The 25,191-nt window shown below is 43.0% G+C and carries 19 protein-coding genes; 13 read left to right on the top strand and 6 right to left on the bottom strand.

Going from position 1 to position 25,191, the window contains the following annotated elements:
• Positions 1-81 precede the first annotated feature (81 nt).
• Positions 82-666 (bottom strand): phosphonate degradation HD-domain oxygenase, encoded by a 585-nt coding sequence (locus PQ469_RS06395; protein ID WP_274212189.1) that lies wholly within the window; start codon positions 664-666, stop codon positions 82-84.
• Between the two features lie 268 nt (positions 667-934).
• On the opposite strand from PQ469_RS06395, the gene PQ469_RS06400 reads away from it, so the two are divergent.
• The 4 genes from PQ469_RS06400 (at position 935) to PQ469_RS06415 (ending at position 6,853) form a co-directional block, all read left to right on the top strand.
• Entirely contained in the window at positions 935-1,513 is a 579-nt protein-coding gene (locus PQ469_RS06400) for a helix-turn-helix domain-containing protein (RefSeq protein WP_274212190.1), read from the top strand.
• Between the two features lie 192 nt (positions 1,514-1,705).
• Positions 1,706-3,040, top strand: coding sequence for a DUF5690 family protein (locus PQ469_RS06405; RefSeq protein WP_274212191.1), 1,335 nt, complete (start codon positions 1,706-1,708; stop codon positions 3,038-3,040).
• A gap of 15 nt (positions 3,041-3,055) precedes the next feature.
• Complete coding sequence (locus tag PQ469_RS06410; protein ID WP_274212192.1) at positions 3,056-4,177, top strand: TIGR03364 family FAD-dependent oxidoreductase; 1,122 nt, start codon at positions 3,056-3,058, stop codon at positions 4,175-4,177.
• A gap of 138 nt (positions 4,178-4,315) precedes the next feature.
• Positions 4,316-6,853 (top strand): phosphocholine-specific phospholipase C, encoded by a 2,538-nt coding sequence (locus PQ469_RS06415; RefSeq protein WP_274212193.1) that lies wholly within the window; start codon positions 4,316-4,318, stop codon positions 6,851-6,853.
• Positions 6,854-6,922: 69 nt separating this feature from the next.
• Here PQ469_RS06415 and PQ469_RS06420 read toward each other — a convergent pair whose 3' ends face one another.
• Positions 6,923-8,227, bottom strand: coding sequence for a hypothetical protein (locus tag PQ469_RS06420; protein ID WP_274212194.1), 1,305 nt, complete (start codon positions 8,225-8,227; stop codon positions 6,923-6,925).
• A 158-nt stretch (positions 8,228-8,385) separates the two neighbouring features.
• Between PQ469_RS06420 and PQ469_RS06425 the strand changes: the two genes are divergently transcribed.
• From PQ469_RS06425 to PQ469_RS06460, 8 genes are all read left to right on the top strand, one after another.
• Positions 8,386-8,976, top strand: a complete 591-nt coding sequence (locus PQ469_RS06425; RefSeq protein WP_090651140.1) for an RNA polymerase sigma-70 factor — start codon at positions 8,386-8,388, stop codon at positions 8,974-8,976.
• Positions 8,977-9,409: 433 nt separating this feature from the next.
• On the top strand, positions 9,410-11,125 hold the full coding sequence (locus PQ469_RS06430) for a tetratricopeptide repeat protein (protein WP_274212195.1): 1,716 nt from the start codon (positions 9,410-9,412) through the stop codon (positions 11,123-11,125).
• Between the two features lie 128 nt (positions 11,126-11,253).
• The gene (locus PQ469_RS06435; protein ID WP_274212196.1) at positions 11,254-12,210 is read left to right on the top strand and encodes a FecR family protein; all 957 of its coding nucleotides are present in this window, start codon (positions 11,254-11,256) and stop codon (positions 12,208-12,210) included.
• A 209-nt stretch (positions 12,211-12,419) separates the two neighbouring features.
• Complete coding sequence (locus tag PQ469_RS06440) at positions 12,420-15,809, top strand: TonB-dependent receptor (RefSeq protein WP_274212197.1); 3,390 nt, start codon at positions 12,420-12,422, stop codon at positions 15,807-15,809.
• Positions 15,810-15,819: 10 nt separating this feature from the next.
• A complete protein-coding gene (locus tag PQ469_RS06445; RefSeq protein WP_274212198.1) occupies positions 15,820-17,451 on the top strand; it encodes a RagB/SusD family nutrient uptake outer membrane protein in 1,632 nt (543 codons plus the stop codon).
• A 41-nt stretch (positions 17,452-17,492) separates the two neighbouring features.
• Positions 17,493-18,629: a SusE domain-containing protein gene (locus PQ469_RS06450; protein ID WP_274212199.1), complete on the top strand. Its 1,137-nt coding sequence runs from the start codon at positions 17,493-17,495 to the stop codon at positions 18,627-18,629.
• A gap of 62 nt (positions 18,630-18,691) precedes the next feature.
• Entirely contained in the window at positions 18,692-19,852 is a 1,161-nt protein-coding gene (locus PQ469_RS06455; RefSeq protein ID WP_274212200.1) for a glycoside hydrolase family 76 protein, read from the top strand.
• Positions 19,853-19,913: 61 nt separating this feature from the next.
• Complete coding sequence (locus PQ469_RS06460) at positions 19,914-20,987, top strand: glycoside hydrolase family 76 protein (protein ID WP_274212201.1); 1,074 nt, start codon at positions 19,914-19,916, stop codon at positions 20,985-20,987.
• Positions 20,988-21,065: 78 nt separating this feature from the next.
• Here PQ469_RS06460 and PQ469_RS06465 read toward each other — a convergent pair whose 3' ends face one another.
• The gene (locus PQ469_RS06465) at positions 21,066-21,317 is read right to left on the bottom strand and encodes a hypothetical protein (protein WP_274212202.1); all 252 of its coding nucleotides are present in this window, start codon (positions 21,315-21,317) and stop codon (positions 21,066-21,068) included.
• 15 nt (positions 21,318-21,332) lie between these two features.
• Complete coding sequence (locus tag PQ469_RS06470) at positions 21,333-21,566, bottom strand: hypothetical protein (protein WP_274212203.1); 234 nt, start codon at positions 21,564-21,566, stop codon at positions 21,333-21,335.
• Between the two features lie 129 nt (positions 21,567-21,695).
• On the opposite strand from PQ469_RS06470, the gene PQ469_RS06475 reads away from it, so the two are divergent.
• A complete protein-coding gene (locus tag PQ469_RS06475) occupies positions 21,696-22,778 on the top strand; it encodes an acyltransferase family protein (protein ID WP_274212205.1) in 1,083 nt (360 codons plus the stop codon).
• A 57-nt stretch (positions 22,779-22,835) separates the two neighbouring features.
• Here PQ469_RS06475 and PQ469_RS06480 read toward each other — a convergent pair whose 3' ends face one another.
• Together PQ469_RS06480 and PQ469_RS06485 are read right to left on the bottom strand one after the other, a co-directional pair.
• Positions 22,836-23,816 (bottom strand): glycoside hydrolase family protein, encoded by a 981-nt coding sequence (locus PQ469_RS06480; protein ID WP_274212207.1) that lies wholly within the window; start codon positions 23,814-23,816, stop codon positions 22,836-22,838.
• A 2-nt stretch (positions 23,817-23,818) separates the two neighbouring features.
• Complete coding sequence (locus PQ469_RS06485) at positions 23,819-25,189, bottom strand: hypothetical protein (RefSeq protein WP_274212208.1); 1,371 nt, start codon at positions 25,187-25,189, stop codon at positions 23,819-23,821.
• Between the last annotated feature and the right edge of the window lie 2 nt (positions 25,190-25,191).

A 25,191-nucleotide genomic window follows, 5' to 3' on the forward strand; every position in this document is an offset into this window, starting at 1 on the left:
CTTTTGTTTACCCTGTGTTAAGCAGGTAGTTTTTGTAACGAAAATATCACATCTTCTTTATGGAAAATTAACACATGGCCATTAAGGGTTAACCTGTTGTAAATGAGCAAGTGCAATACCTTTCAAATAGTCGATATTATCAACAGGTGTATTCATTTCTTTGGCCATATCATCCCAGTACCTGAGTCTTATAATCAGCTCAGAATCAGGGTTTAGTTCAAAGTTGGCGGCTTCATCAGCAGTCATTACCCCGCCCTGGAAATTAAGGGTAGCTTTACTGGCGTCCGACAGGCGGTTATAGTATTCCGGGTATTTAAAAGTGAGGTATCTTTTGGCAATTACATGGCCCTGTACCAGGTTGGCAACCCTTTCGGAAAAACCGCGTTCCAGTAAAAAATCGGCGCCAATTTGTTCATGGTCTACATTGCCCATGCCATCCATGCTTTCGGTTTCGCCGGCCTCGGCACATAAATGGCCAATGTCATGAAAAAAAGCGGCCAATACTACTTCGTCGTCAAAGCCTTCGGCTTTAGCCAGGGCAGCAGCCTGCGACATATGCTCCAATTGTGAAACAGGTTCGCCTATATAATCTTCGTCGCCATATTTTTCATATAGTGAAAATATTTCGTTCACTACAGCCTGTGGGTCATAAGCAGAATAAGTCATGTTGGTAGGTTTTTAGTGCAAATTAAGCCGATTGAGGTTACTATATTATTAAATGTTTGTGAAAAAAGCCCCCTAACCCCCTGAAGGGGGAAAATTTTGAATGATACGTTTTTTATCTGTTTTATGTATAAGATACCAAAAAGTGAACAGTCAGGTTTATTATAATAATGGGGGCAAAGCACCATGCAAATCAAAAACTCCCCCTTCAGGGGGTTGGGGGGCTTGACATTTTTTTTTACTTTGCGAGTGTTTACCAATACTAAACAAAATGGAACAAGATATACTGATACAAATCAGTAACCGGATAAAAGAACGCCGCCGCGAAAAAAATATAACCGTACAGGAACTGGCCATACGCGCTAATGTAAGTAAGGGACTGATATCGCAAATTGAAAATAGCCGTACCATACCATCGCTTATTGTATTAATAGATATTATTAAAGCGCTTGAGATAGATATGAACGAATTTTTTAAAGATATCCGGTCGAAAAGTAATTATTTTCCTGTGCTTATTAAACGTAAAGACGAGTATGAGCATTTTGAAAAAGAGCATGCATCGGGCTTTCATTATCATAGGATATTTACACAATCCATTAACCGGTCAACGGTTGATATCGTGGTGCTTGATCTGATGCCCGGTTCATCGCGGCCAATGGTTACCACCGAAGCCTTTGAATACAAATATATTTTAAGCGGCGATGTGGAGTATCATTTTGATGACTACAAGGTGCTGTTAAAACAGGGTGATTCAATGCTGTTTGACGGCCGCCTACCGCATACACCTAAAAATCCGGGTACTGCCACAGCGAGTATGCTGGTTGTTTATTTTTTTGAGGAAAAGAAATAGGGTTGATTTGAAAATTTGAGAATTTGAAGATTTGAAAATTGCATAATTGGGTTTAATTTTCAAATTCTCAAATCTTCAAATTCTCAAATTGATATTAACTAAACCTTAACATAAACTTAGTTTGTTATTAATGAAATAAGTTTAGTATTGCTAAACATTTGAGTTTGTAATTCAATTAATCAATAAGCAGGCATGGTGTTAATAGAACAGTTAAGGGGCAAAGTTGCCAAATGGCCTTATTCCTTGTTGTCGGTAATGGCGGCCGTGTCTGCGTTTGGGTTGTATACATCAATGTATGCGTTCCGAAAAGCTTTTGCCGCCGGTACTTTTACCGGGCAGCAATATCTGCATATTGATTATAAGGTTTGGCTGGTTATAGCGCAGGTAGTGGGTTATACTTTCAGCAAATTTTATGGCATCAGGTTTATTGCCGAGGTAAATGCTAAAAACAGGGGCCGGTACATATTAACATTAATTGGCATAGCATGGGGGGCATTGCTTTGCTTTGCTTTTGTGCCTGCGCCATGGAATATCGTTTTCCTTTTCATTAATGGCTTTCCTTTAGGGTTGATATGGGGACTTGTTTTCGGTTACCTGGAAGGGCGCCGGTCTACCGAGTTTATGGCGGCTGTATTATCTATCAGCCTCATATTTGCATCGGGTTTTGTAAAAACGGTGGGGCGCACGCTGCTTACCGTATTTCATGTAAACGAATTTCATATGCCTTTTTTAACGGGTGCCATATTTGTTTTGCCCCTGTTATTGTTTGTTTTTTTTATGGAGTTAATGCCCGCGCCAACGCCTGAAGATATCAGCCTGCGGGCCGAGCGCAGCCCCATGAACGCCGCCGAACGCAAAGCTTTTTTGATGCGTTTTTTGCCCGGTATTATCCTCACCATTATCATTTATGTATTGCTGACCATTATGCGCGACGTACGCGACAATTTTGAGGTGGAAATATGGGCCGACCTTGGCATCAAAAGCAACAGCATTTATACAGGAATTGATTCTATAATCTCGGTGATAGTACTGGTAGGTATAAGCTTGCTGATATTGGTTAAAAAGAATTTGAGGGCGTTTAGCATCATTCACCTGTTTATCATAGGCGGATGCGTATTGGTGGGTGGTGCCACTTTACTTTTCTCTCTTAAAATAATTGGCCCTGTAACATGGATGACGATGGCCGGCCTTGGTCTTTACATGGGTTATGTACCTTATAATGCCATCTTTTTCGACAGGATGATAGCTACCTTTAATTACCGCAGCAATGTGGGCTTTATCATGTACATAGCCGATTCGATGGGTTACCTTGGTAGTGTAAGTATTCTGTTTATAAAAGAACTTGGCCGCCCTACCATCAGCTGGGGCACTTTTTTTAAAGAAGGCGTAATGATAGTGGCGATTGTAGGCGGCATATGTGGTGTATTATCGCTGCTGTATTTTTTACAAAGCGCTAAATCAAGTCAAAATTCAAAATTAAAAAGTCAAAATGAAAGCGTTGACCTGGTGACAGGACCAATGAACTAATGAACCATTGAACCAATGAACAAAAAAGCTATAGTAATAGGCGCGGGCATAGTTGGCCTGGCTACTTCGCGGGCGCTGGCTTTGCGTGGGTATAAGGTAACCGTATTTGAACGCAATGAACGCGCGGTTGGTGCATCCATCCGCAATTTTGGGATGATATGGCCAATAGGGCAGGCTACAGGGCCCATGTATGAGCGGGCTATGCTATCGCGCAGCATCTGGAAAACCATTTGTACCGAGGCTAAAATATGGCATGATGAAGTTGGCTCCCTGCACCTGGCTTACCATGATGATGAACTACAGGTGATAAAGGAATATGTAGAAGCCAACCAGGCCCATCGTGATTGCGCGTTGCTAAGCCCAGGCGAGGCATTTGTAAAATCACCGGCAATTAATACCGAGGGTTTAAAAGGCGCTTTATGGAGCGGTGAAGAAATGATCATCGAATCTCGGGAAGCTGTTGGGCAGGTGGCAGCATACCTGGCCGATAAATATGGCGTCGAATTCCATTGGAATACCGCTATCAGCCGTATTGAGCATCCAAAAGTATATTCGGGAAAAAGCACCTGGGAGGCAGATGAAATTTACGTTTGCAGTGGTGCCGATTTTGAAACGCTTTATCCGGAGTTATTTGCGCAAACAGATATTACCAAATGCAAGCTGCAAATGATGCGGCTGGTGAGTCAGCCTGATGGCTGGCGCATTGGGCCATCGCTTTGTGGCGGCTTATCTATGATACATTATCCCGGCTTCCAGGTTGCTGCTTCGCTACCGGCCTTGCGCGCACGTTACCAGGAACAATACGCTACACATTTGAAATGGGGCATCCATGTAATGGCTTCCCAAAACGGCAATGGCGAACTAACCATCGGCGATTCGCACGAATATGGCCTGGTGCATGATCCATTTGACAAAGTGTTTATTAATGAAATGATTACAGGCTACTTACATACTTTTGCTAATTTTAAAAACTGGCAATTGCTGCAATCATGGCACGGAATACTACCAAAGATGACCAATGGTGCAACCGAACTTATTGTTGACGTGGAGCCGGGTGTAACTATTATTAATGGCCTTGGCGGTAACGGGATGACCCTTTCATTAGGCCTGTGCGAGCAGGTGATAGCCGCCAGGTAGATCATTGTTGATGGACCATAGTCCATGGACGATAGTGCATCATCTATGGTCCATCGTCTATAGTCCATAGATGGTATACCATACTATATTTACCATTTCACGTACAACGTATAACGTAAAACATACAACCTAATAATTATGCTCGATTCAAGACGGGATTTTCTTAAAAAAGCGGCTTTGCTAACCGGGGCCGCCGGCTTAACAAGCCTTTTGCCCGAATCTATTCAAAAGGCCATGGCCATTAACCCTGCACCCGGCAGCACTTACCTTGATGCAGAACACATCGTGATCCTGATGCAGGAAAACCGCTCGTTCGATCATACCTACGGGATGCTGAAAGGTGTGCGTGGTTATAACGATCCGAGGGCTATCGATCTGCCCAATAAAAACAAAGTTTGGCTGCAATCAAACCATACAGGCGAAACTTATGTGCCTTTTCACCTGGATATTAAAAACACCAAAGCCACGTGGATGAGTTCGTTGCCGCATTCCTGGGCCAACCAGGTAAATGCCCGCAACGATGGTAAGTTTGATCAATGGCTGAACGTTAAACGCAACAGTATTAAAGAATACTCGGATATGCCTTTAACAATGGGTTTCCACAGCCGCGAGGATATTCCTTTTTATTACGCCCTTGCCGATGCCTTTACCGTTTGCGACCAGAATTTTTGTTCGGCTTTAACGGGTACAAATCCCAACAGGCTTTTCTTTTTTACGGGCACCATCCGCGCCGAGCAGCATGAAAATTCCTTAGCCCACGTTTGGAATGATGATATGGATTACGGCACGCTCAACTGGGGCACATTCCCCGAGCGTTTGGAAGATCATAACATCTCCTGGAAACATTACCAAAACGAGATTGCTATAGATACCGGTTTGGTTGGCGAGGAAGACCCCTGGCTATCCAACTTCCAGGATAATCCACTGGAGTTTTTTGGCCAGTATAATATTAAATTGTATGATAGGCACATCGCCCACCTGCAAAAACAATCAACAGATTTGCCCGGGGAAATAGATGCTATTGAAAAGCAAATTGCCGCTTTGCCAGTGGGCGATGCACATATCGATCACTTAAAAAAACAGCTTAAACAAAAACGTCGCGACCTGGAGAATGTAAAAAAAGACATGGCCAGCCTTGATCCGGGTAAGTTTGCCACATTATCACAACGCGAAAAAAACCTTCACCAGAAGGGTTTTGTAACCAATACCGCCGATCCGCATTATCGTACTTTAAGCCCGTTAAAATATGACGACAACGGCACCGAACGCGAATTGCTGGTTCCTAAAGGCGATGTACTGCATCAGTTTAGGGAAGATATAAAAGGTGGTCAGTTGCCAACGGTTTCCTGGCTATCAGCACCGGAGCATTTTTCTGATCATCCCAGCTCGGCCTGGTATGGCGCCTGGTATGTATCCGAAGTAATGGATATACTAACCCAAAACCCCGAGGTTTGGAAAAAGACCATTTTTATTTTAGCATACGATGAAAATGATGGCTATTTCGACCATGTGCCACCTTTTACTGCCCCGCATCCGCATAAAGCAGGAACAGGCAAGGTATCGGACGGGATTGATACCAGCGTTGAGTTTGTAACCTACGAACAGGAAAAAGCACGAAACAACTTCCCCGAAGTTTTTGATCGCGAAAGCCCTGTTGGCCTTGGCTTCCGTGTGCCATTAGTTATCGCATCACCCTGGAGCAGGGGAGGTTGGGTGAACTCGGAAGTTTTTGACCATACATCAACCCTGCAGTTTTTAGAAAAATTCCTGAGTCATAAAACCGGCAAAAAGGTTGTTGAACCCAATATAAGCAACTGGCGCCGCACGGTTTGTGGCGATCTTTCAACCACGTTCCGCCCATACAATGGCGAAACCCTTCCCAATCCTGAATTTGTAGCCAGGGAGGTGTTTTTAGAAGGCATCCATAAAGCACAATTTAAAAAGCTACCAACAGATTATAAGTTGCTGACAGCCGAAGAGATAGCGCTGATTAACAAAACTCCGCATATTTCACCTTATATGCCACAGCAGGAGAAGGGAATAAAACCATCATCGGCCCTGCCTTACCAGTTGTATGCTGATGGGAAATTAAGTGCCGATAAAAAATCATTCGCGATAAAATTTAATGCGAGCAAACAATTATTTGGCGATAAAGCTTTGGGCTCGCCGTTCAATGTATATGCGCCCGGCAAATACGCCAGTTTTAAGGATCCGCAAAAAATGGAGCCCTTGCGCGCCTGGGCATACGCGCTAACCGCTGGTGATAGCTTTGCAGATATTTGGCCTTTACACGAATTTGAAAATGGCGAATACCACCTGCGGGTGTACGGACCAAATGGTTTCTATCGCGAATATAAAGGCAATGCGGCCGATCCGCTGCTGGATGTAACCTGCGATTACCAACAAGCCAATATCGCCTTAAAACTGGCCAATTTAAGCCACGATAAGGCCTACAGTGTGCAGGTAACCGATCATGGTTATAAAACTAATAATCATAAAGTTGTAGTAAATAAAAAAGGCCAAAGCACGTTAGTTCTTGACCTTTCCAAAAGCCACGGATGGTACGATTTCAGCATAAAAGTAACCGGGTCGCACGCTTTCGAAAAAAGATATGCCGGCCGGGTGGAAAGTGGTAAACATAGCTTTAGCGACCCATTGATGGGCAAAATGGTTTAAAGATTCATTTGTACGTTTATTTTTAGCCCGGTGACTTTGTTAAGTTGTCGGGCTTTTTTATTAGCGGGTTTATTTAACTCTCGCAGGTTCGGCAGGCAGGCCAGCGGCAACCCTAAGGCGTGCCATGGCCCAGCACCACCAGGCACATTGTTCGCCATTACCGGCATCTTTGGTTTTCCATACCGCGTTGTTCATAGCTGCAAGGTCGGTATCACTTATCTTTTCAGATTGTTTATGGCCGTTGCCGTCAAGCCAGCCGCCTTCCATGTACACTGGTTTGGGGGCATTAACAATTTTTATCAGGTCCAGGATTGCTTTTATCCGGTTGTAATCTTTTTCTGTACGGGCAAATTCCATCTCCCAGGCTTGCCCTTTGCCAATAATTTCGTTAGATACTGTGCCGTCCGGGTAACTATCTGTAGGCATCCAGGCCAGTCCGTTTGTTTTTTTAAGCATGCCCTGTTGCATAGCTTTTGCGGTATTGCGCATTACCTGGTGGTTTAAACCCTCCCATTGTGCGGCAACAGGCGATAGGGTTACCCATCCCATCCCTAAATAAGGTGTACCTCCGTTTGAATCGGGCAGCCGCATTTCCAGGTAAGTGGTATCGCTGTTACGTACCGTGGTCAGGTTTTTACGGATGCCTTGTTGCAGTATCTCCATTTTTTTACGCCAGTCCGCAGCCAGCTTGGTTTCGCTGCGGCGTTCGGCTACGGTCGCCATATCATTCAAAGCTGCGCCAACAAAACTTTGGGTAAGTAAATCCCAAACATCCCAGCGTCGGCCTTCCCTTGAATGTTCAAACGAGATATTGCGTATCAGGCCTGGTTCAACCGACCACCAGCCATGCTGAAAAAATGTACGATCGCAGGTACGTTTCATAATCGTACTTACCAGCGGCCAGGTTTTATCTTCAAAATTTGTGTGGCCCCGTTTAAGTGCCAGCCTTGCCCAGGCCAGTAGTACATGTGCCTGCCCATCAATCTGGTGCTCATCGCTGATGATGGTATATTTATTGTCTTTTATCCCTATAACATGGGGTATGCGTTCCATATGGTTCTGGGTGGTGGCATCAAGTACGCATTTAATGTTTAATTCAGCCTCCTTTAACCGCCCGGTTTCTATCAGCAATGATACCATGGCTCCGGTTGTACGGCAATACATACCCTCGTAAGCGCCGGTTAATGATTCGGGTAAAAAGCCATCTTTCCTCATCCTGTCCAAAAGGCTATAATAGGTGTTGGAGTACAGCTTTTCAAAATATGGCGATTGGAGGGTGGCTTTGATATCATTTAAACTGGTTTGGGCTTTTACCTGCATCATGCCGAAAATCAGCATCATCAACAAGAACAAAGGGTAGTGTTTTTTAGTCATAGTGATATAAAATAGCGTGCAACCCAAAAGTAATTTAAAAGTGACAGATATGTCATTTGGCTGCCCGCGAAATTGCCTGAAACAAAAAAGAATTTTTTATTTAAAAATAATCTTGTAATTATGTCTGTCCAATTCAGAAACCGTTTTACCGTCCATTTATGCTTCCAGGAGAGGAATATCAAATGTGGCCCGATGCTAAATTGTTAGATTTACTAAGGCTGGATGACCGTGAGGCATTTGAATTGCTGTACAAAAGATATTCGGCTAAGCTATTCCACGCTGCTTACAACCTTTTTCGCGACCGCGATGTTTGCGAAGACCTGGTGCAGGAATTGTTTATTGATTTATGGACAAAACGTAGCCAGCTCAACATCACCTCGCTTGAGTCATACCTGAAAGTGGCCATCCGTCATCGCGTTATATATTATATCCGCACCAAAAAAGCCACGCTTGATTTGGAAGTTGTTGAAGAGCTGATTGAAAAATATACGGCAGACAGCAAACTGTTACAGAGCGACATCAGCCAGCTGCTTGAAAACAATGTGGCCCTGTTGCCCGAAAAATGCCGCCAGATTTTTACGCTAAGCCGTAAAGAATATCTATCCAACAAAGAAATAGCCTCTCGGCTAAATATCTCTATCAAAACCGTCGAAAATCAGATGACCATTGCCTTGCGCTATCTGCGTACCGGGTTAACAGATTACCTGCCATCGGTTGTTGCCCTGTTAATGGTTTATATGATGCGGTAGAGGTTATAGCGCAGACACATCTAAATAGCTAATGGAATGAGTTTATGTCGTCGGGAAGATATATGCATCAAACGATACTTTGTTTTATTGCCTGATAATGGTTAAATGATAGAAGTACCGAAGGGACTTTTATTGGCCAGCAACAGGCACAAATATTTGGATGTACCTAAATTGTGCTATCAGTTTAGTGTTAACCATGGTAAAATATAATAAATTGATTATTAGGTACTTATTGGTATTTTATTTGAAATGTGTTAAGTTATGTTAACCCAATTAGATGCGTTTGCCCTGGTAGGGATTATTCATCCGGCGGGTATTTAAAAACTATTATTTAAATTTGTTAGTACCGATAGCAGCCCGGCTTTTTATCGGCCTCCAATTACAAACTTTACCGGTTGCCTGTTTATAGTTCACGTCTGTTAAAAAAACTACAATGAAAAAGGTATCGCTTTTTGTGGTGTTCCCTGTTATATTAACGGGGACCTGTTTGCTTGCGTTCAATTTGCATAATTCAACCGGTGAAAAAACTATAAAGAAAAGCTACCCGGTTACCTGTGGATCATTTGCTGCCAACAATATCGATACTGCGGCCGATGGAAAATACATGATAAGACTACCCGGACGGGGCGATTATAGCTACTCCATATCAACCCATAACGATAGCGCTCAGTTTTATTTTAACCAGGGCTTAACCATGTATTATAGCTATCATATGAAGGAAGCGCTGGCATCATTTAAAGAAGCTGCCCGGTTTGACCCGGCTTCGCCAATGACTTATTGGGGCCAGGCTTTAACTATGGGCCCGTACTACAACGCGGTTCACCTTTATAAAGTGCCGCAAGGGCTACCCGGCGTTTTGCAGCGGTTAAATACAACTGCCGGTAACGCGTCTGAGAAAGAAAAAGCACTTATCAGTGTCATGAACCTGAGATACCCGTTGATAAAAGATCAAACTAATCATGATGAAAAGGCTTATGCGCAAGGCATGCGGAAACTGGTATCGGCATATCCTGATGACGCGGACATAAAAATGTTATATATAGATGCCATGATGCTGATACATCCCTGGGATTTTTGGACTACTGATGGACTGGCAAAACAATGGACGCCCGAACTGGTGGATTTATGTAAAGGCGTATTGAAAGCAAAACCGGATAATCCGGCCGCGTTGCATTATTATATTCATCTTACAGAAGCATCCCATAATCCTGAGGTGGCTATAGCCAATGCCGAGGCCTTAAAGCGGCTTTTCCCGGCGGTAGGGCATATGGTACATATGGCAAGCCATGTTTATCAACGGAACGGGCTATATTTTCAGGGGGTAGATGCGAACGAAAAGTCGGGCAAAAGTTCCATTTTGTATGCCTCGATGGTGAAGAATCTATCCCTTGCCAAGTCAATCCCTCATGTGTACGCTGTAGAAACCTACTGCGCCTTTAGCGGAGGGATGTACGAAAAGGCGCGGGAAGTTGCCCTGCGTTGCCGCAATAGCGTTAAGCCAACAACTACAGATAGTTATGCTCAGTATTTATATATGATGCCCGTGCTCACGATGATACGCCTTGGTAAATGGGAGGAAATATTGAAGGATAATAACCCGCCGGCCGCCGATTGGACTTACGCGCAAGTACTCCATGATTTTGCAAAAGGACTGGCCTTTATTTATACCGGTAGGCCGGATTCGGCAAATAGCCAGCTGGGGTTAATACGTGATAAAATTAATGCCCCGGTATTAAAAATAAGAGATATCCCTTTCAATACACCGTTTGAAGGCGCTACCATAGCCGAAAATATATTGGAAGGTGCGATTTTATTGGCACAAAATAAATATGAAAGCGGTATAGCCAGCTTTAACAAAGCCGTAACAGTTGAAGATCACATGATTTACTCCGAGCCTGCCCAATGGCCCATCCCCGCCAGGCAATTTTTGGGCGCTTACCTTTTAAAAAACGATGATAATATCCGGGCGGAGCAGGTTTACCGGGCCGACCTGGTACGTAATCCTGGCAATGGCTGGTCGTTATTGGGGTTGTATCAAAGCATTAAAGCACAAAATCGCAAACAAAACCTGGCCGAATATAAATCGGGCTTTCTTCGCTCGTTCTCGCACGCGGATGTTGTGCCAACAGGTTCGGTTTTTATGGAATAAGATGTGATAATAGGCGGCACTTTGACTTGTTGTAGTTAGATTTTTACACGTTGAAATAAATTTCTCAAAAAAAAATTCAGCTGCTTTGGGGGGTAGGACATGTTCAATGCATCCTGCATATATAAACCATGAGAAAGTTTAATTTCAGGAGAAAACAAGTTTCTGCGAAAGATCAATCTTTGCAGGAGGAAATCGTAAATCGGTATTTTGATGATTTGGATTTGGGAAAATTACCCGAAGCAAACGATCATGGTGTTGAATTTAACAGCGACAAAGTATATGGCCGCATTACCGCGCAAATTGACGGCGGCAAAATCAAAACCTTTAAAAAACAATGGCTGGTAGCGGCTTCGCTACTGGCAGGCTTGTGCTTGTCGGCTTATATATACCGCAATAATATACTTGATTACGTTTCGCCAATAACTACCAGGCAAATTGCAGCGGCCAACGGCAAAATTGTTAATATAACCCTTGCCGATGGAACCAAGATATGGCTCAACGGCGGCAGTAAACTTACTTATCCCGATAAATTCCGTGGCGACCGCCGTGAGATCACTTTAGCAGGTGAAGCTTTTTTAGATGTAGCGCATGATGATCATCAATCATTCATTATTCATACCGGCGCTGTACGCACCCAGGTGTTGGGTACAAGTTTCAATATAAAAGCCTATCCCGAAGATCATTTTGTGAAGGTAGATGTGTTGAGCGGTAAGGTAGGGGTAATAGCGGCGGCTAACAATGCCAAAAAATCGCAAACCGTTTTCTTAACTCCTGCCCAGGAAGTAATTTTTAACAAGGATAATAACCAGGTCGTTAAAACCCAAATGGTTGACGTTGATATATTGGTTAGGTGGAAAAACGGCGACCTGGTATTTAAACGGATGCCACTGCCGGAGGTTATAAGTACAATTGAGCATCGCTTCAATGTTAAAGTTGACGTAGATATCAATCTTGTGAGATGTTCAATAACAGCCGACCTGACCAATAAATCGTTAGAAACCGTAATGAAGGTTTTATCAAAAATTGTTAAAGGTAAAGCCATACAGGATAAGGGCGGCTACCGTCTTAAAGGCAAAGGCTGTTAACCAATAAAATAAACCAATTCATCCAAAATTATAACCAATTATTAGCTAACCTAAATAGAAGAGCATGACAACATAAATACATACAAAAAACCCTGATCAAAGGGATTTGAACAGGGTTACTAAAATGCAGCGTATTAATAAGTGCAACGTTTCGAGGTCCAATTCAGAACAAAGCACTCAATTTCAAACACTTTAATTATCTCAAATCTATGAATATATCTCTATTTTCAAATGGAGTAGTTCGTTATGTATTAATATTAATGAAATTTACCTCGCTCGCCTGCTTTGTTGTTTGCTTCATGTGCCTTTCGGCGGTAGCAAATGATTCATTTGGCCAACGCTTTTTGGAGATTTCGGTTACGCTGAAGCTCAAGAACGCAAGGCTTACCGACGCGCTCGATAAGATCTCGGCCGATAAACATATTAAATTTGCCTATGCGGATAATGTGCTAAAGCCAGATTTCAGGGTAACTTTGAATGCCAAAAATGAAAGCATCAAAACTGTGCTTAATGAGGTGTTAACTCCATTTAACCTTAGCTATAAAATTATTGATGACGTAATTGTTATTGATGAAAAAGCCGAGGTAGAAAGCAGCACAGGCGGCATACAGCAGGCCCCGCCGGTCCCCATTAAAATTACAGGTAAAGTAACCGACGAAACAGGCCAGCCATTTCCTGGCGTTGGCGTCAAAATAAAAGGAACTACCACCGGCACCATTACCGGTGTAGACGGAACTTTTACTTTGCCTAACGTAGGCAGCGACGATGTACTGGTATTCAGCTTTATTGGTTACACACCAAAGGACGTGCCGGTAAATAATCAAACTACCTTTAACGTGCAGCTATCGCCCGAGCGTACTTCATTAAACGAAGTAGTTGTGATTGGTTACGGCACACAAAAACGGGCCAATATTATAGGCGCGGTCGATCAGATCTCGTCAAAAGCTATTGAAGGCAAACCATCCGTAAATTTAACACAGGCTTTACAGGGCACATCGCCCAATCTTATCATCCAGCAAACTAACTCCGAGCCTGGTGCTTATCAAAACATTAACATTCGTGGTGTAAGTACTTTAGGCGATAACAGCCCGCTGGTAGTTATAGATGGTATTACCGGCGGTGACATTAACCTGCTTAATCCGCAGGATATTGAAAGTGTCTCTGTTTTGAAAGATGCCGGCAGCGCGGCCATTTACGGTTCACGATCGGCAAATGGTGTGATATTGGTTACTACCAAAAAGGGAAAGAAGAACTCCAACACCCAGCTTACCTACAACGGGCAGGGCGGTGTACAGGAACCACATGTGGGTTATAAGCCAGTTCACAGCTATGAAAACGCCATCCTTAGGAACGAGGCCGTGGTAAATGCAGGTTTGCAGCCAATTTACAGCCCGCAGGATATCCGAAATTTTCAACAGGCAGGCGATCAGCAATGGTTTTTAGATGCCATTTTAAAAAATGCCGTGCTGCAAAACCATAACCTGGCACTAACTGGTGGTAATTCCTCATCATCATACCTGGTTTCGGCCGGAGTGACAGATCAACGGAGTAACCTTGTTGGACCTAACTATGGCTTGCGCCGTTACAATTACCGCATGAACCTGAGCACCGAATATGGTAAATTGAAACTGACCAGTATCCTGTCTTATTCGCGTACCGAAATTAAAGAGCATTCTTACAACACATCAACCCTTATAGTTGATGCCGGCAGAACGCCAACTTATTATAAAATTAAAGACGACCAGGGACGGTATTTGACCAATGATGTATTAACAGAATTTAACCCACTTGGGATTTTAGAAGCAGGCGGCTACCGCAAGCGTGACAACGACAACATTTTCGGTAATTTAAATGCCGAGTTGGCCATTACCAAAGACTTTAAGTTGAAAGGTGTTTTCGGGGGTACCCTATTATCAAACCACATGTTTGGCAGGGTGATAGAAGTTGATTATTTCCCGAAAGGTACATACGGTGCAGATAGGAATACGAATGATGAGAACAACAAGAACCTGTTTTTAAATACACAGGTAATTGCACAGTATACCAAAACATTCAATAAATCGCATAACGTAGATGTGCTGGTGGGAGTGGCCAATGAATCGACAACTAACCAGGGCAACAGCCTTTACCTGAAATATACCGACCCAGAGTTGGGTACGCCTACAACAGGTACCATAATTGACCCTGCATCGTCAAACACCAATAATAACACCACAGAAACGAGTTTGAACTCAGCTTTTGGAAGAGCAAGTTATAATTATCAGAATAAGATATATGGTGAGTTTGATTTCAGGATAGACGCCTCATCAAAGTTTAATACAAAAAACCGCAACGCTTTCTTCCCATCGGGATCGGTAGGTTACCGCGTTACCGAAGAGAATTTTATGCAAAGCTACCGCGATAACTATGGCGATTTAAAATTGCGTGCATCATACGGTATTTTGGGCAACCAGAACGTTGGCGATTACCAATATCAACGTACTTACGGCCCATTCCAGAATGCTTATGGGTTTAATAATGCCGGCGTTGGCGGCGCAGCCATATCATTTGCCAATCCGGACATTCGCTGGGAGCGTGCTGCCACATTTAATGCAGGTATAGATGCGGGCTTTTTAAAAAATACCCTCACCATATCTGCCGATTATTTTAACAAAGTAACAAAGGATATTTTGCTGCCACCAATAGTGCCAGGTGTGTTTGGCGCCGGACTGCCTGATTATAACGCCGGTAAGGTGCAAAACAGGGGATGGGAACTGACTGTTAACTACCGCTTATCAGGCAAAAACTTTAACCATTCGTTTTCATTTAACGTAGCCGATACTAAAAATAAAGTATTATCGCTTGAAGGTGGCGATCAGATTAAAACCTACGACGAATTGCAGGTTATTAACAAAGTTGGCCTGCCAATTGGCTCATACGTTGGGTTAAAACGCGATGGATATTTCCAAAACCTTAACGATATTGTTAACGGGCCAAAACCGGCCGGTTTAACAGTGTCGCCGGGCGATAACCGTTATGTGGATGTTAACAAGGATGGCGTAATTGACGATAACGACAGGTTTGTATTAGGCAATGGCTTCCCGCGTTTAACATTTGGCTTTACCTATAACGTAACTTACAAGGGCTTTGACTTCAACCTGTTTATGCAGGGCGTAGGCAAACGCAGCATGTTTGTTCGTGGCGAACAAGTTGAGCCCTTCCATTTCAACTATTCGCAGGTGATCTATCAGCACCAACTGGACTACTGGACACCTCAAAATCCTGATGCCCGTTATCCGCGTCTGGCAGCTGCCGGCAGTCAATCAAATACCAATAATTTCAGGCGCGGATCTGATATGTACATTTTTGATGGTTCGTACCTGCGCGTTAAAAACGTAACGCTGGGTTATTCGTTACCGCAAAGCGTAGCTAAGGCCATAGGCACTCATAAAGTAAGGGCTTACGTTTCAGGTCAAAACATCCTCACCTTTTCGGGCATAAAATTCCTTGACCCTGAGTCGACGGAGTTTGATGGTAATGTACAGGCTCGGGGTGCTAATAGCGGCAGGGCCTATCCAACGCCGATATATTATGGGTTTGGTATTGATGTAACATTATAATTTATTATACATGAAGAAATTAACGACATATAGAACCGTGTTTTTTATAGCCCTGTTAACTGTTATGGTTTCAGCCTGTAAAAAGCTCGATCTGGCACCGGTAAATAAATTTACCGATATCAACTTCTGGACAACTACCGAAAAAGCGAACAGCGTATTAAATACCGCGTATTCGCAAATGTTTCGCTCAGATTATTTCTTTTACAATGAAGGCGCATCCGACAATGCGTACAATGGCCGCGGCGACGCCAATGGAGTGGCGTCACTTGCAGCCGGAACTTATGATCCTTCGCTGGGGCGTATTAAAGAGGAATGGCAATATCATTATTCAGGTATCAAAACCTGTAATATTTTTTTAGAGAATGTAGACAGGGTAACCTCAATGGACGCCGCCCTTAAAGCCCGCATGAAGGCCGAGGCTAAATTTATTCGTGCTTATCATTATTTTCAGCTGGCTACCTGGTTTGGCGATGTACCGTTGTTTGATAAGGATATTTCGATAGCCGATGCCAAAACCATTGCCCGTACGCCAAAAGCGCAGGTGATTGATTTTGTATTGAAGGAACTGGACGATGCAGCCACTGCATTACCTGTAAACACAGCTTATGCCGCTGCAGACAGGGGCCGTATTACCAAAGGCGCTGCTATTGCGCTTAAAGCAAGGGTTTATCTTTATGACAGCCGCTGGCAGGATGTAGCAACAACCTGCGAAAAGTTGATAAATGATAACAGCAATGGCACCTATAGCCTGTTCCCATCGTACGAAGGCGTGTTTTTACCGCAAAACGAGTATAACAGCGAAGTAATCCTCGACCTCGAATTTGTACCGCTTATTAAAACATACAGCCAGTTTTTTGATTTTGCCCCGCTTGCAGTTGGTGCACGCCTTAATGCACTTGCCCCCACACAGGAATTGGTAGACAGTTACCTGATGACCAATGGTAAAAAGATCAGCGATCCAGGATCGGGCTACGATGAGAACAACCCATATGTAAACCGCGATCCGCGGATGACCAATACTTTGGTTTACAATTTATACAAATGGAAAAAACCGGATGGCAGTACCCAAACCATTTATACCAAACCCGGATCTGATCCTGGTACGGATAAACTGGATGAATATGCACCCGGTAAAGTGAGTTCGCCAACAGGTTATTACATCCGCAAATATTACGACCCTACATCTGCCGTAAATTTCCAGTCGGGTTTAAACCTTATCCTCATTCGTTATGCTGATGTTTTACTTATGTATGCTGAAGCTAAAAATGAATTGGGCCAGTTGGATGGCGGCGTATGGGATAAAACTATCAAAGCTTTAAGGAGCCGTTCCGGTTTTACCGACCCCGCCGCGCTTACTTTCAGTGGCGCTCCCCAGGCCGATCTGCGTAACATTGTCCGTAACGAGCGTCGTACCGAGTTGGCTATGGAAGGCTTACGCATTTTTGATATCCGCCGGTGGAAAACTGCCGAAGTGGTATTAAACGGCTGGTCGCATGGTGCCAAATTCGGGCCGGCTTCTGTAGATAACGGATACATCAGGGCCGATTTACGCAGTTTTGATAAAAGCAAAGCCTATTTATGGCCGGTTCCGAGAGACGAACGTGCTGTGGATCCAAATCTTACACAAAACCCAGGTTGGTAGTTCAATAATTATTTATAAAGAAATTATAATCAATTAAGATCATGAAAAAAATTACTTTCTGCCTCATGGCAGGCATATTGGCACTTATTATTGTTTCGGGATGTAAAAAAGATAAAACCTTACAGCATACCCAGGTATCGCCAGTGAAAAACTTTTTTGCCCCGGTCGATAACAAATTCATCAAGCTTGAGCCAGCTTCAGGATCGGCTTCATTTGAGTGGGAACAGGCACAGGCCGAAGATAACGGCCTGGTGATGTACGAGGTTGCTTTTGATAAAGCTACCGGCGATTTTTCAAAGCCGGTTTATACCCTGCCATCCGATGGTAATGGTTTGTATAATAAGCTGACCATCTCTTTTAAAGACCTGAACAAAATTGCCGACCTGGCAGGCATCCAGCCACAGGAAACCGGCAAATTAAAATGGACGGTAATGTCATCAAAAGGGATCAACGTACAAAAAAGTAGTTTATCGCGCACTATTGAAGTGCAGCGCGCGCCTGGATTTAGCGAAATTCCTGCCGATTTGTATATTACAGGAACAGCTACCGAAGGTGGTGATGATCTGAGCAAGGCCATACATTTAAAACAAACATCAACCGGCGTTTTTGAAGCATATACTTCATTAAAAGCAGGAGCACTTCATTTTGCCGAACGGAACACCGGTACACCTGCAACTTATTCTATTGATGGCGTTAAACTATTAAAGGATGGCAATACTACCATTGCTGGCGCTACCAAAGTTGAGCGGATAGTGGTTGATTTTACTACAGCATCGGCATCGATGACAGAAGTTGTATCGGTAGGTTTATGGTTCGCTGCCGATAACAAAATCTGGTTTAACCTTCCATACGTTGGTGGCAGCAGCTGGGAAATTGATAATGCATCCATCGTTTTCCACCAGGAATCATGGGGCAGGGATGAGCGTTACAAGTTTATGTTTACGCTTAAAGATGCTGCAGGAACAACATCAACGCAGTACTATGGCAGTACCAATTCAGATAACAGCCCGGCTACCGCAACCACTGCCGCATCCTATTATTATATGGTGCCGGTTAACAATTCGCAATATGATTACTGCTTTAAATTTGATCACCGTGCCGATAATGGTAAAGCGGATATTAAAATTATCTGGAGCGCAGACGTACCTGCATATACCCATGTTGTTACCGTTAAGTAATAAATAAACCATCAATTCTGTACCGGCATCATTTTACCGGTACAGAATTTAAAATAAAATTTATGAAGATCATAACCCAACATATACAGAAATGGGCATTTGCAGCATTGATACCGCTTGTGCTCACATCGTGCTTAAAGGATAAGCCTTTTCCGCTTTATCCTAACAATAAAACGGCAACCGTTGATTATAAATATGCTGCTACTGCCGACTCATTGCAGGAAAAAACTTACAGCACCTATCTGTCGGCAAATGGAAATTATTTTGTGCAAAATAACGCAGGTAATACCAATTATAACTACTGGCCCCAGGCACATACGCTGGATATTTTTACCGATGCCTTTTTACGTACCAAAAACGACGTTTATAAACAACGAATGAAATCGTTGTTAAATGGTACCCGCGTTACCAACGGTAATAAATATCAAAACGAATATTATGACGATATGGAATGGCTGGCCCTGGCAAGCCTGCGCGCCTACGCTGCAACCAATGATAATGATTACCTTGATGCCGCAAATACACTTTGGGCCGATATTAAAACCGGCCAAAACACCAACCAGGGCGGTGGCATAGCCTGGCGCAAATCGCAGCTGGATTATAAGAATACCCCCGCCAACGCGCCCGCTATTATATTTGCCTGCCGTTTGTATACTTTAAAAAAGAACGATGCAGACCTTACAATAGCAAAAAGTCTTTACACCTGGCTGAACGCCACCCTGGTTGACCCTTCGAGCGGGATAATTTGGGATGGCATTAATGGAAACCACGACGGGCAAATCAGCAAGAATAAATTCACCTATAATCAGGGTGTTTATATGGGGGCGGCGCTTGAACTTTACCATGTGACTAATAATGCCGATTACCTTGCCGACGCCGTACGCAATGCCAAAGCTACCATTAACGACACGGATATTTCGCCGGGTGGTTTACTGAAATCAGAAGGACAGGGCGACGGAGGGTTGTTTAAAGGTATTTTGGTGAGGTATCTTACTTTGCTGATTGAAGAGCCGGCTGTAAGCTCGACCGACAGGGATGCCTTTGTTAAATTTTTGAAATTTAATGCCCAAACTTTATACACCAAAGGCATTAGCCGGCCGGCGCTTTTTGTAAGTCCCGACTGGAAAAGCCTGCCATCGGGCACCACAGATTTAACCACACAATTAAGTGGCGTAATGATGATAGAAGCTGCCGCAGCCTTAAAAGCCGATGGTAAGTTTTAATTTTGAAAATATCTTCCGGAATTCATACCGGAAGATATTTTCTATCACCCTGCATATACCTATGAAAAACATAATATTAACCATCAGCTTTTGCCTGGCAATAGTTTTGAATGCTACCGCTCAAACTACTGCCAGTTATAAAGAACGTATTTCCATCATTAATAAAAACGTCTATGATGGGTTTTACGATGCCAAGGCAAATCTGTACTTCGAAACCAATGATAGTGCGGCTAATAAAGGTAATCACTCCTTTTTGTGGCCCCTGTGCGCAATGGTGCAGGCCGCCAATGAAATGGAGGCTGGCAACCCTTCAAAAAATCACATAGCTCCCGTTATGAAAGCTATTGATCAGTACTATTCTGCCAGGCAGCCGGTGCCGGCTTACCAGGCTATGGTAGTTAAAGAAAAAGTTGATTCACGTTTTTATGATGATAACGAATGGATTGCCATTGCTTTACTGGATGCTTATGCACGTAACCATAAAAAGGAATACCTGGAAACCTCTCAAATGATCTATCACTTTCTGCTTTCCGGCCATGACATGGTTGGCGGTGGCGGCTTTTATTGGGTGGAGGGCGATAAGAAAGGGAAAAACACTTGTTCTAATGGTCCGGCTATATTGGTGGCATTGCAATTATACCAGGCTACCCATCAAAAAGCTTATTTGGATACCGCAATCGCAACTTACAATTGGGCAAAAAAACATTTGTTATCATCTAATGGCGTTTATTACGACGCGGTGAGGGTACCATCGATGAAAGTTGATTCGGCGTATTATACTTACAATGCGGGGACAATGCTTCAATCGGGTGTGATGCTATATAATATTACCAAAAACAAAAAGTACCTCAATGATGCACAAAGTGTAGCCAAAGCTGCCGAACAACATTTTTACCGGAACGGCCGCTTACCGGGCAACTACTGGTTTAACGCTGTACTGCTTAGGGGATACATTGAATTGTATAAAGTGGACAAAAACAAAGCCCAATTGCAGTTCATGATAAACGATGCCAACCGTATCTGGGCCCAGGAAAAAGATGATCAAAACCTTTTGGGCCCTAAAAAGGTAAAATCATTGATAGACCAGGCCGCTATGCTCGAGATTTATTCCCGGCTGGATAATCTGAAATTATAGTTACAGCCAACTATGTTCAGCACATGTTCATTTTTTTAATAAAAATGGACATGTGTTTATTTTGCGTCCACTTCATGGTCACGATTTTTTATTATCTTTTAGTTCCCGCACTTCCTGTTGCAGGATAGCCACTTCCCCCTCGAGAACTTTGAGGCGGATTTCGTTAACCCTGTTTTGAGTTTCCTGGGTTGAGCGGACATCGCGTATATCCCCCTTTAATTGAAAGTAAGTTGTCATCACCGAAACAACTATACTTATCGTGCTGATAATAGTAACGGTGATGTTTTTGAGGGTAATCCCCCTGATTTCACGTTGATCGAGTGTTGTCATAACTGGTTGAATTAATTATTTTTCCGAAGCTGTAGTATAGGGTTCGGATTGTTTTACTGCAAGCTGGGCAATTGCCCCCATGGTTGTGCCCACGGCAGCTATTATGCCCGTAACGGTAACCGGAATAATGCCAACTCCGGTAAGTGAAACCGAAATAGCCACAAGGCCGGCACCTAAAATTTGAACTTTTTTAAAAAATGAAGGCGTATCATTGGTGATACGTTCCCAGAACGAATATTTCTTTTCCATGGTTGGGTGGGTTTAATAGCCTTAGTTTTAAAATAGGCTATTAGGGAAATGGGATTATTTAAGCGCTTGCTAAAAATAAAACTCAACTCTTAATACTTTGAACTTAAAATTTGATATTTACGATTAAATATGAAAAAACTGGACTATATCACTATTTTAAGAGCGATAGCTATATTATCTGTTATAGTCGTACATGTAAAACAGCAATCGGCAGGCACAGAACACCTTCATCCATATATATTATCAATAATGGACAACGGGGCGCGAGGTGTGCAATTGTTCTACATGCTCAGTGCATTTACTTTGTTCTTATCGTTTAGCCAACGTGGTGTCAATTTAGGACAATACTTTGTTAGGCGTTTTTTCAGGATAGCACCATTGTATTATGTTGCTATAGTTTATTATTTATGGCAAGATGGTTTTGGCCCGCGTTATTGGCTGGGTGATGCACAGCACATTTCAACTGCCAACATTCTATCTAACTTTGCTTTTATAAATGGTTTTAACCCTTATTGGATTACCAGCATTGTGCCGGGTGGTTGGTCTGTAGCTATTGAGGTGGCATTTTATTGCCTGTTGCCACTCTTGTTTATGCGGATTAAAAGCATGCAACAGGCAATAAATTTTACACTCATTACTTTGGCAATAAGATTTGCATTGCTCTTCTTGTTTAGCCGCTATTGCATGATAAGCGATTATAGATTATGGAGTGAGTATTTGTTTTTATACCTCCCCAATCAGTTGCCAGTGTTCGCTTTGGGCGTAGTGTTATTTTACCTTATCTATGACAAAGGAAAGATTAAAATTTCATCAAAACAGTTATTTCTATGTTTCATTGTTTTGATTATTGGGCTTTCAATCCCGCAAGCGCAGTTATTGCCACAAATATTTTACTTTGGCTTAGCCTTTCTAGTATTCGTTATGGCTTTGCATGATAAACAGCCTCGTTTATTATTTAATAGAGCTTTTAATTATATCGGGACTATCAGCTATACTTTGTACCTATCACATTGGGCGGTGATCTATTTTATCAATAAATTTAAAATCGTTAATCTTTTACCTTCGAAAAATGAACCGCTGGCACTTGCCAACTTTCTCTTAAACTATTTTTGGGTACTTATATTAAGCATTGTATTATCAACGATACTTTATTATACAATTGAACTACCTATGCAAAAAGTTGGAAGGAAGTTAATTAAAGAGCGCCTTTAAACATGCTTTAAACCGGCCAAATACGAGTAAAAAAACGCGGCTTTATATTTCTTAATTTTAAATATTAGCGAACAATTGATTCAACGTACCATTAAATTCCCAAATCCAAATCTCTGATTTGACAACAGGAGAGTTAGTAACGTACTCAGCAAGCAAAAACACTTTGCCATTATTCTCAATTATAAATGGATCTGCAATCTGATCAGTAGCATCGCCGTACGGCTTAGCCTCAATTCCAAATAGCGGCGTTTCTTTTTTTGTAATAGATACGAGATCGGTGCTGGTTGCAAATCCCAATAAAGTGGGTAAATTACCCTCCGCAGCTCCATAATGATAAAAAATATACCAAAGTCCGTTTTTGTAAAATAAATCGGTACCGCCATACATCGCGCCTGCTACTACTTGTAATCCCGGAAGTGCATTAACATGCGTCCACCCACTTTCAATATTATCCGAATTGAAACGATGCACATTCCACACACCTCCCCCGTTACCTTCCAGTAACATTTCATATTTACCATTAATCAAAATCGGCTCTACACAACTATTACCAAAACCAGAACTACCTGGAATTGCAGATTTATCAATAAGTTTACCCATATCGGTAAAAGTTATCCCATCAACAGACTTGTATAGATATAGGCACCTATCTTCACCAGGCGAACCGAACCCGTAACCATTGGTAGCCGTGCAATAATAAAATCCATTGGCTTTAAAAACGTACGAACTATGCGCTTGTCTGTCAGCAGGTGCACCGCCTGCACCTAAGCCTATAATAGGTGTTGGATTTACTGTCCATTCACCGTCTACACTCGCGGCTGTAGCCATACATATAGCGTTCGTGGTGTCCCCCATACACTTAGTGAAATATATTTTTACACTCCCATCATCCTCTACTACCACAGAGGCTTCTAAAACACCATGCGTACTTTCGTCGATATTCAATGGCAACAATTTAGGCAAACCAGCCAATGGCTTGAATTTATATCTCAATTTGGCTGGTAAACCAAGTGTTAATAAATGTTTTACAATGCTCATAACTACCTCCCCAATGCTGTAAATAATGTACTTAAAGCCGAATCAAATGCGGCTATTTGTGAATCATCCAAAGCCTTTCCTACAGAGGCAAACCCTATCTCCTGCGTGCTGAATGCATCATGAGGGCCACCATCATAAGACGCTAATATTGTCAGAGGGTCGGTGTATGGTACCAGTGTAAGCGGCTGCGTTGAGTTAAGGGTAGACGGCGCTACACCATTTCTTGTAACCCGTAATTGATTACCAAAACGGGAAGTTATATATCTACCATCTACCGTAGGCCATTCAGCTGCGGATACGTTACAACCTGCTGAATCCATAACTATATAACTGGGGCCTCCGTAACGTGGTGAGATGAAAGTTTCATGCGGCGTCCGAACACCAATCACATCATCACCTACGCTTGTAGGGTCACGCAACAAAACAGCAAGGTGCAAGTCACCGCCGTTTGTAAAGGAATCAATAGTAAACCCTAAATCCATATACCCGGACAACCCGTTACCTTTCATGCCTGTGGATAGGTGTGTTAGGCCGCCTGATAAAGTGCCATCATGAGAAGCCTTAAAACCCAACCTACTTGTAGCAGCTAATCCACCTTCAAACATGTACATCTCCTCAATTAAATCGTATAATCCATCTGTTTGCAAAGTGCTTATAAAGTTCTGATAAGCCGTCTTTCTGTCGGACGGTAATATGTAACCCGCAGCGTTTAGTCTCGCCTCCCAGGCATCAACTTCGCCCCCATATACCGGACCTGGAGGTTCAATTGCTTCACCATTTTGGGTAATACCGACATTGTAAGAAATGCCGTCAAAAAAGTACATGAAAATATTAACCACACCTGTAGTTGGGTCAAATTCATACGATGTTGATAACTTTTTAAATGCCGAGATATCTGGCGTATTGATTCCATTTGCGATTATCCTCTGCACCGCCCCACACCCCGCTACCGCACCAACAGTATTTGGTGTTATAACCAATGCTCCGCTCATGGTATGATCGCCAACCACGGTAAGCATATTATTAAAAGGAATACTATTAGTATCTGCAATACTGACGGGTAATGAGCCGCTACCGCCGCCAGATGGTGTTACCCAGGTGGTGTCTTGATCTGTGTTGCTGGCTTTGGTTAGTACCTGCCCTGTTGTTCCACCGTCGGGTACATCGCCGCCTGTGGCTGGTAATTGCGTTAAAGGAACCTTCCCCGTGCCGTCTAACCCTGCATAGCCATTGGCTGTACCTTTGTTTGCGACGTTTTCGGGGGTAAAGCCTAAAGGTTCCTGTTTAGTGTTCGCCTTTGAGGCAATATCGTTAATTTCGGCGGCGGTTAGGGTATCGCCGGTGTTTTTGGTTGCAACTGTGTTGTTTGCCATGT

It is taken from the genome of Mucilaginibacter sp. KACC 22773, from assembly GCF_028736215.1.
Classification (GTDB): Bacteria; Bacteroidota; Bacteroidia; order Sphingobacteriales; family Sphingobacteriaceae; genus Mucilaginibacter.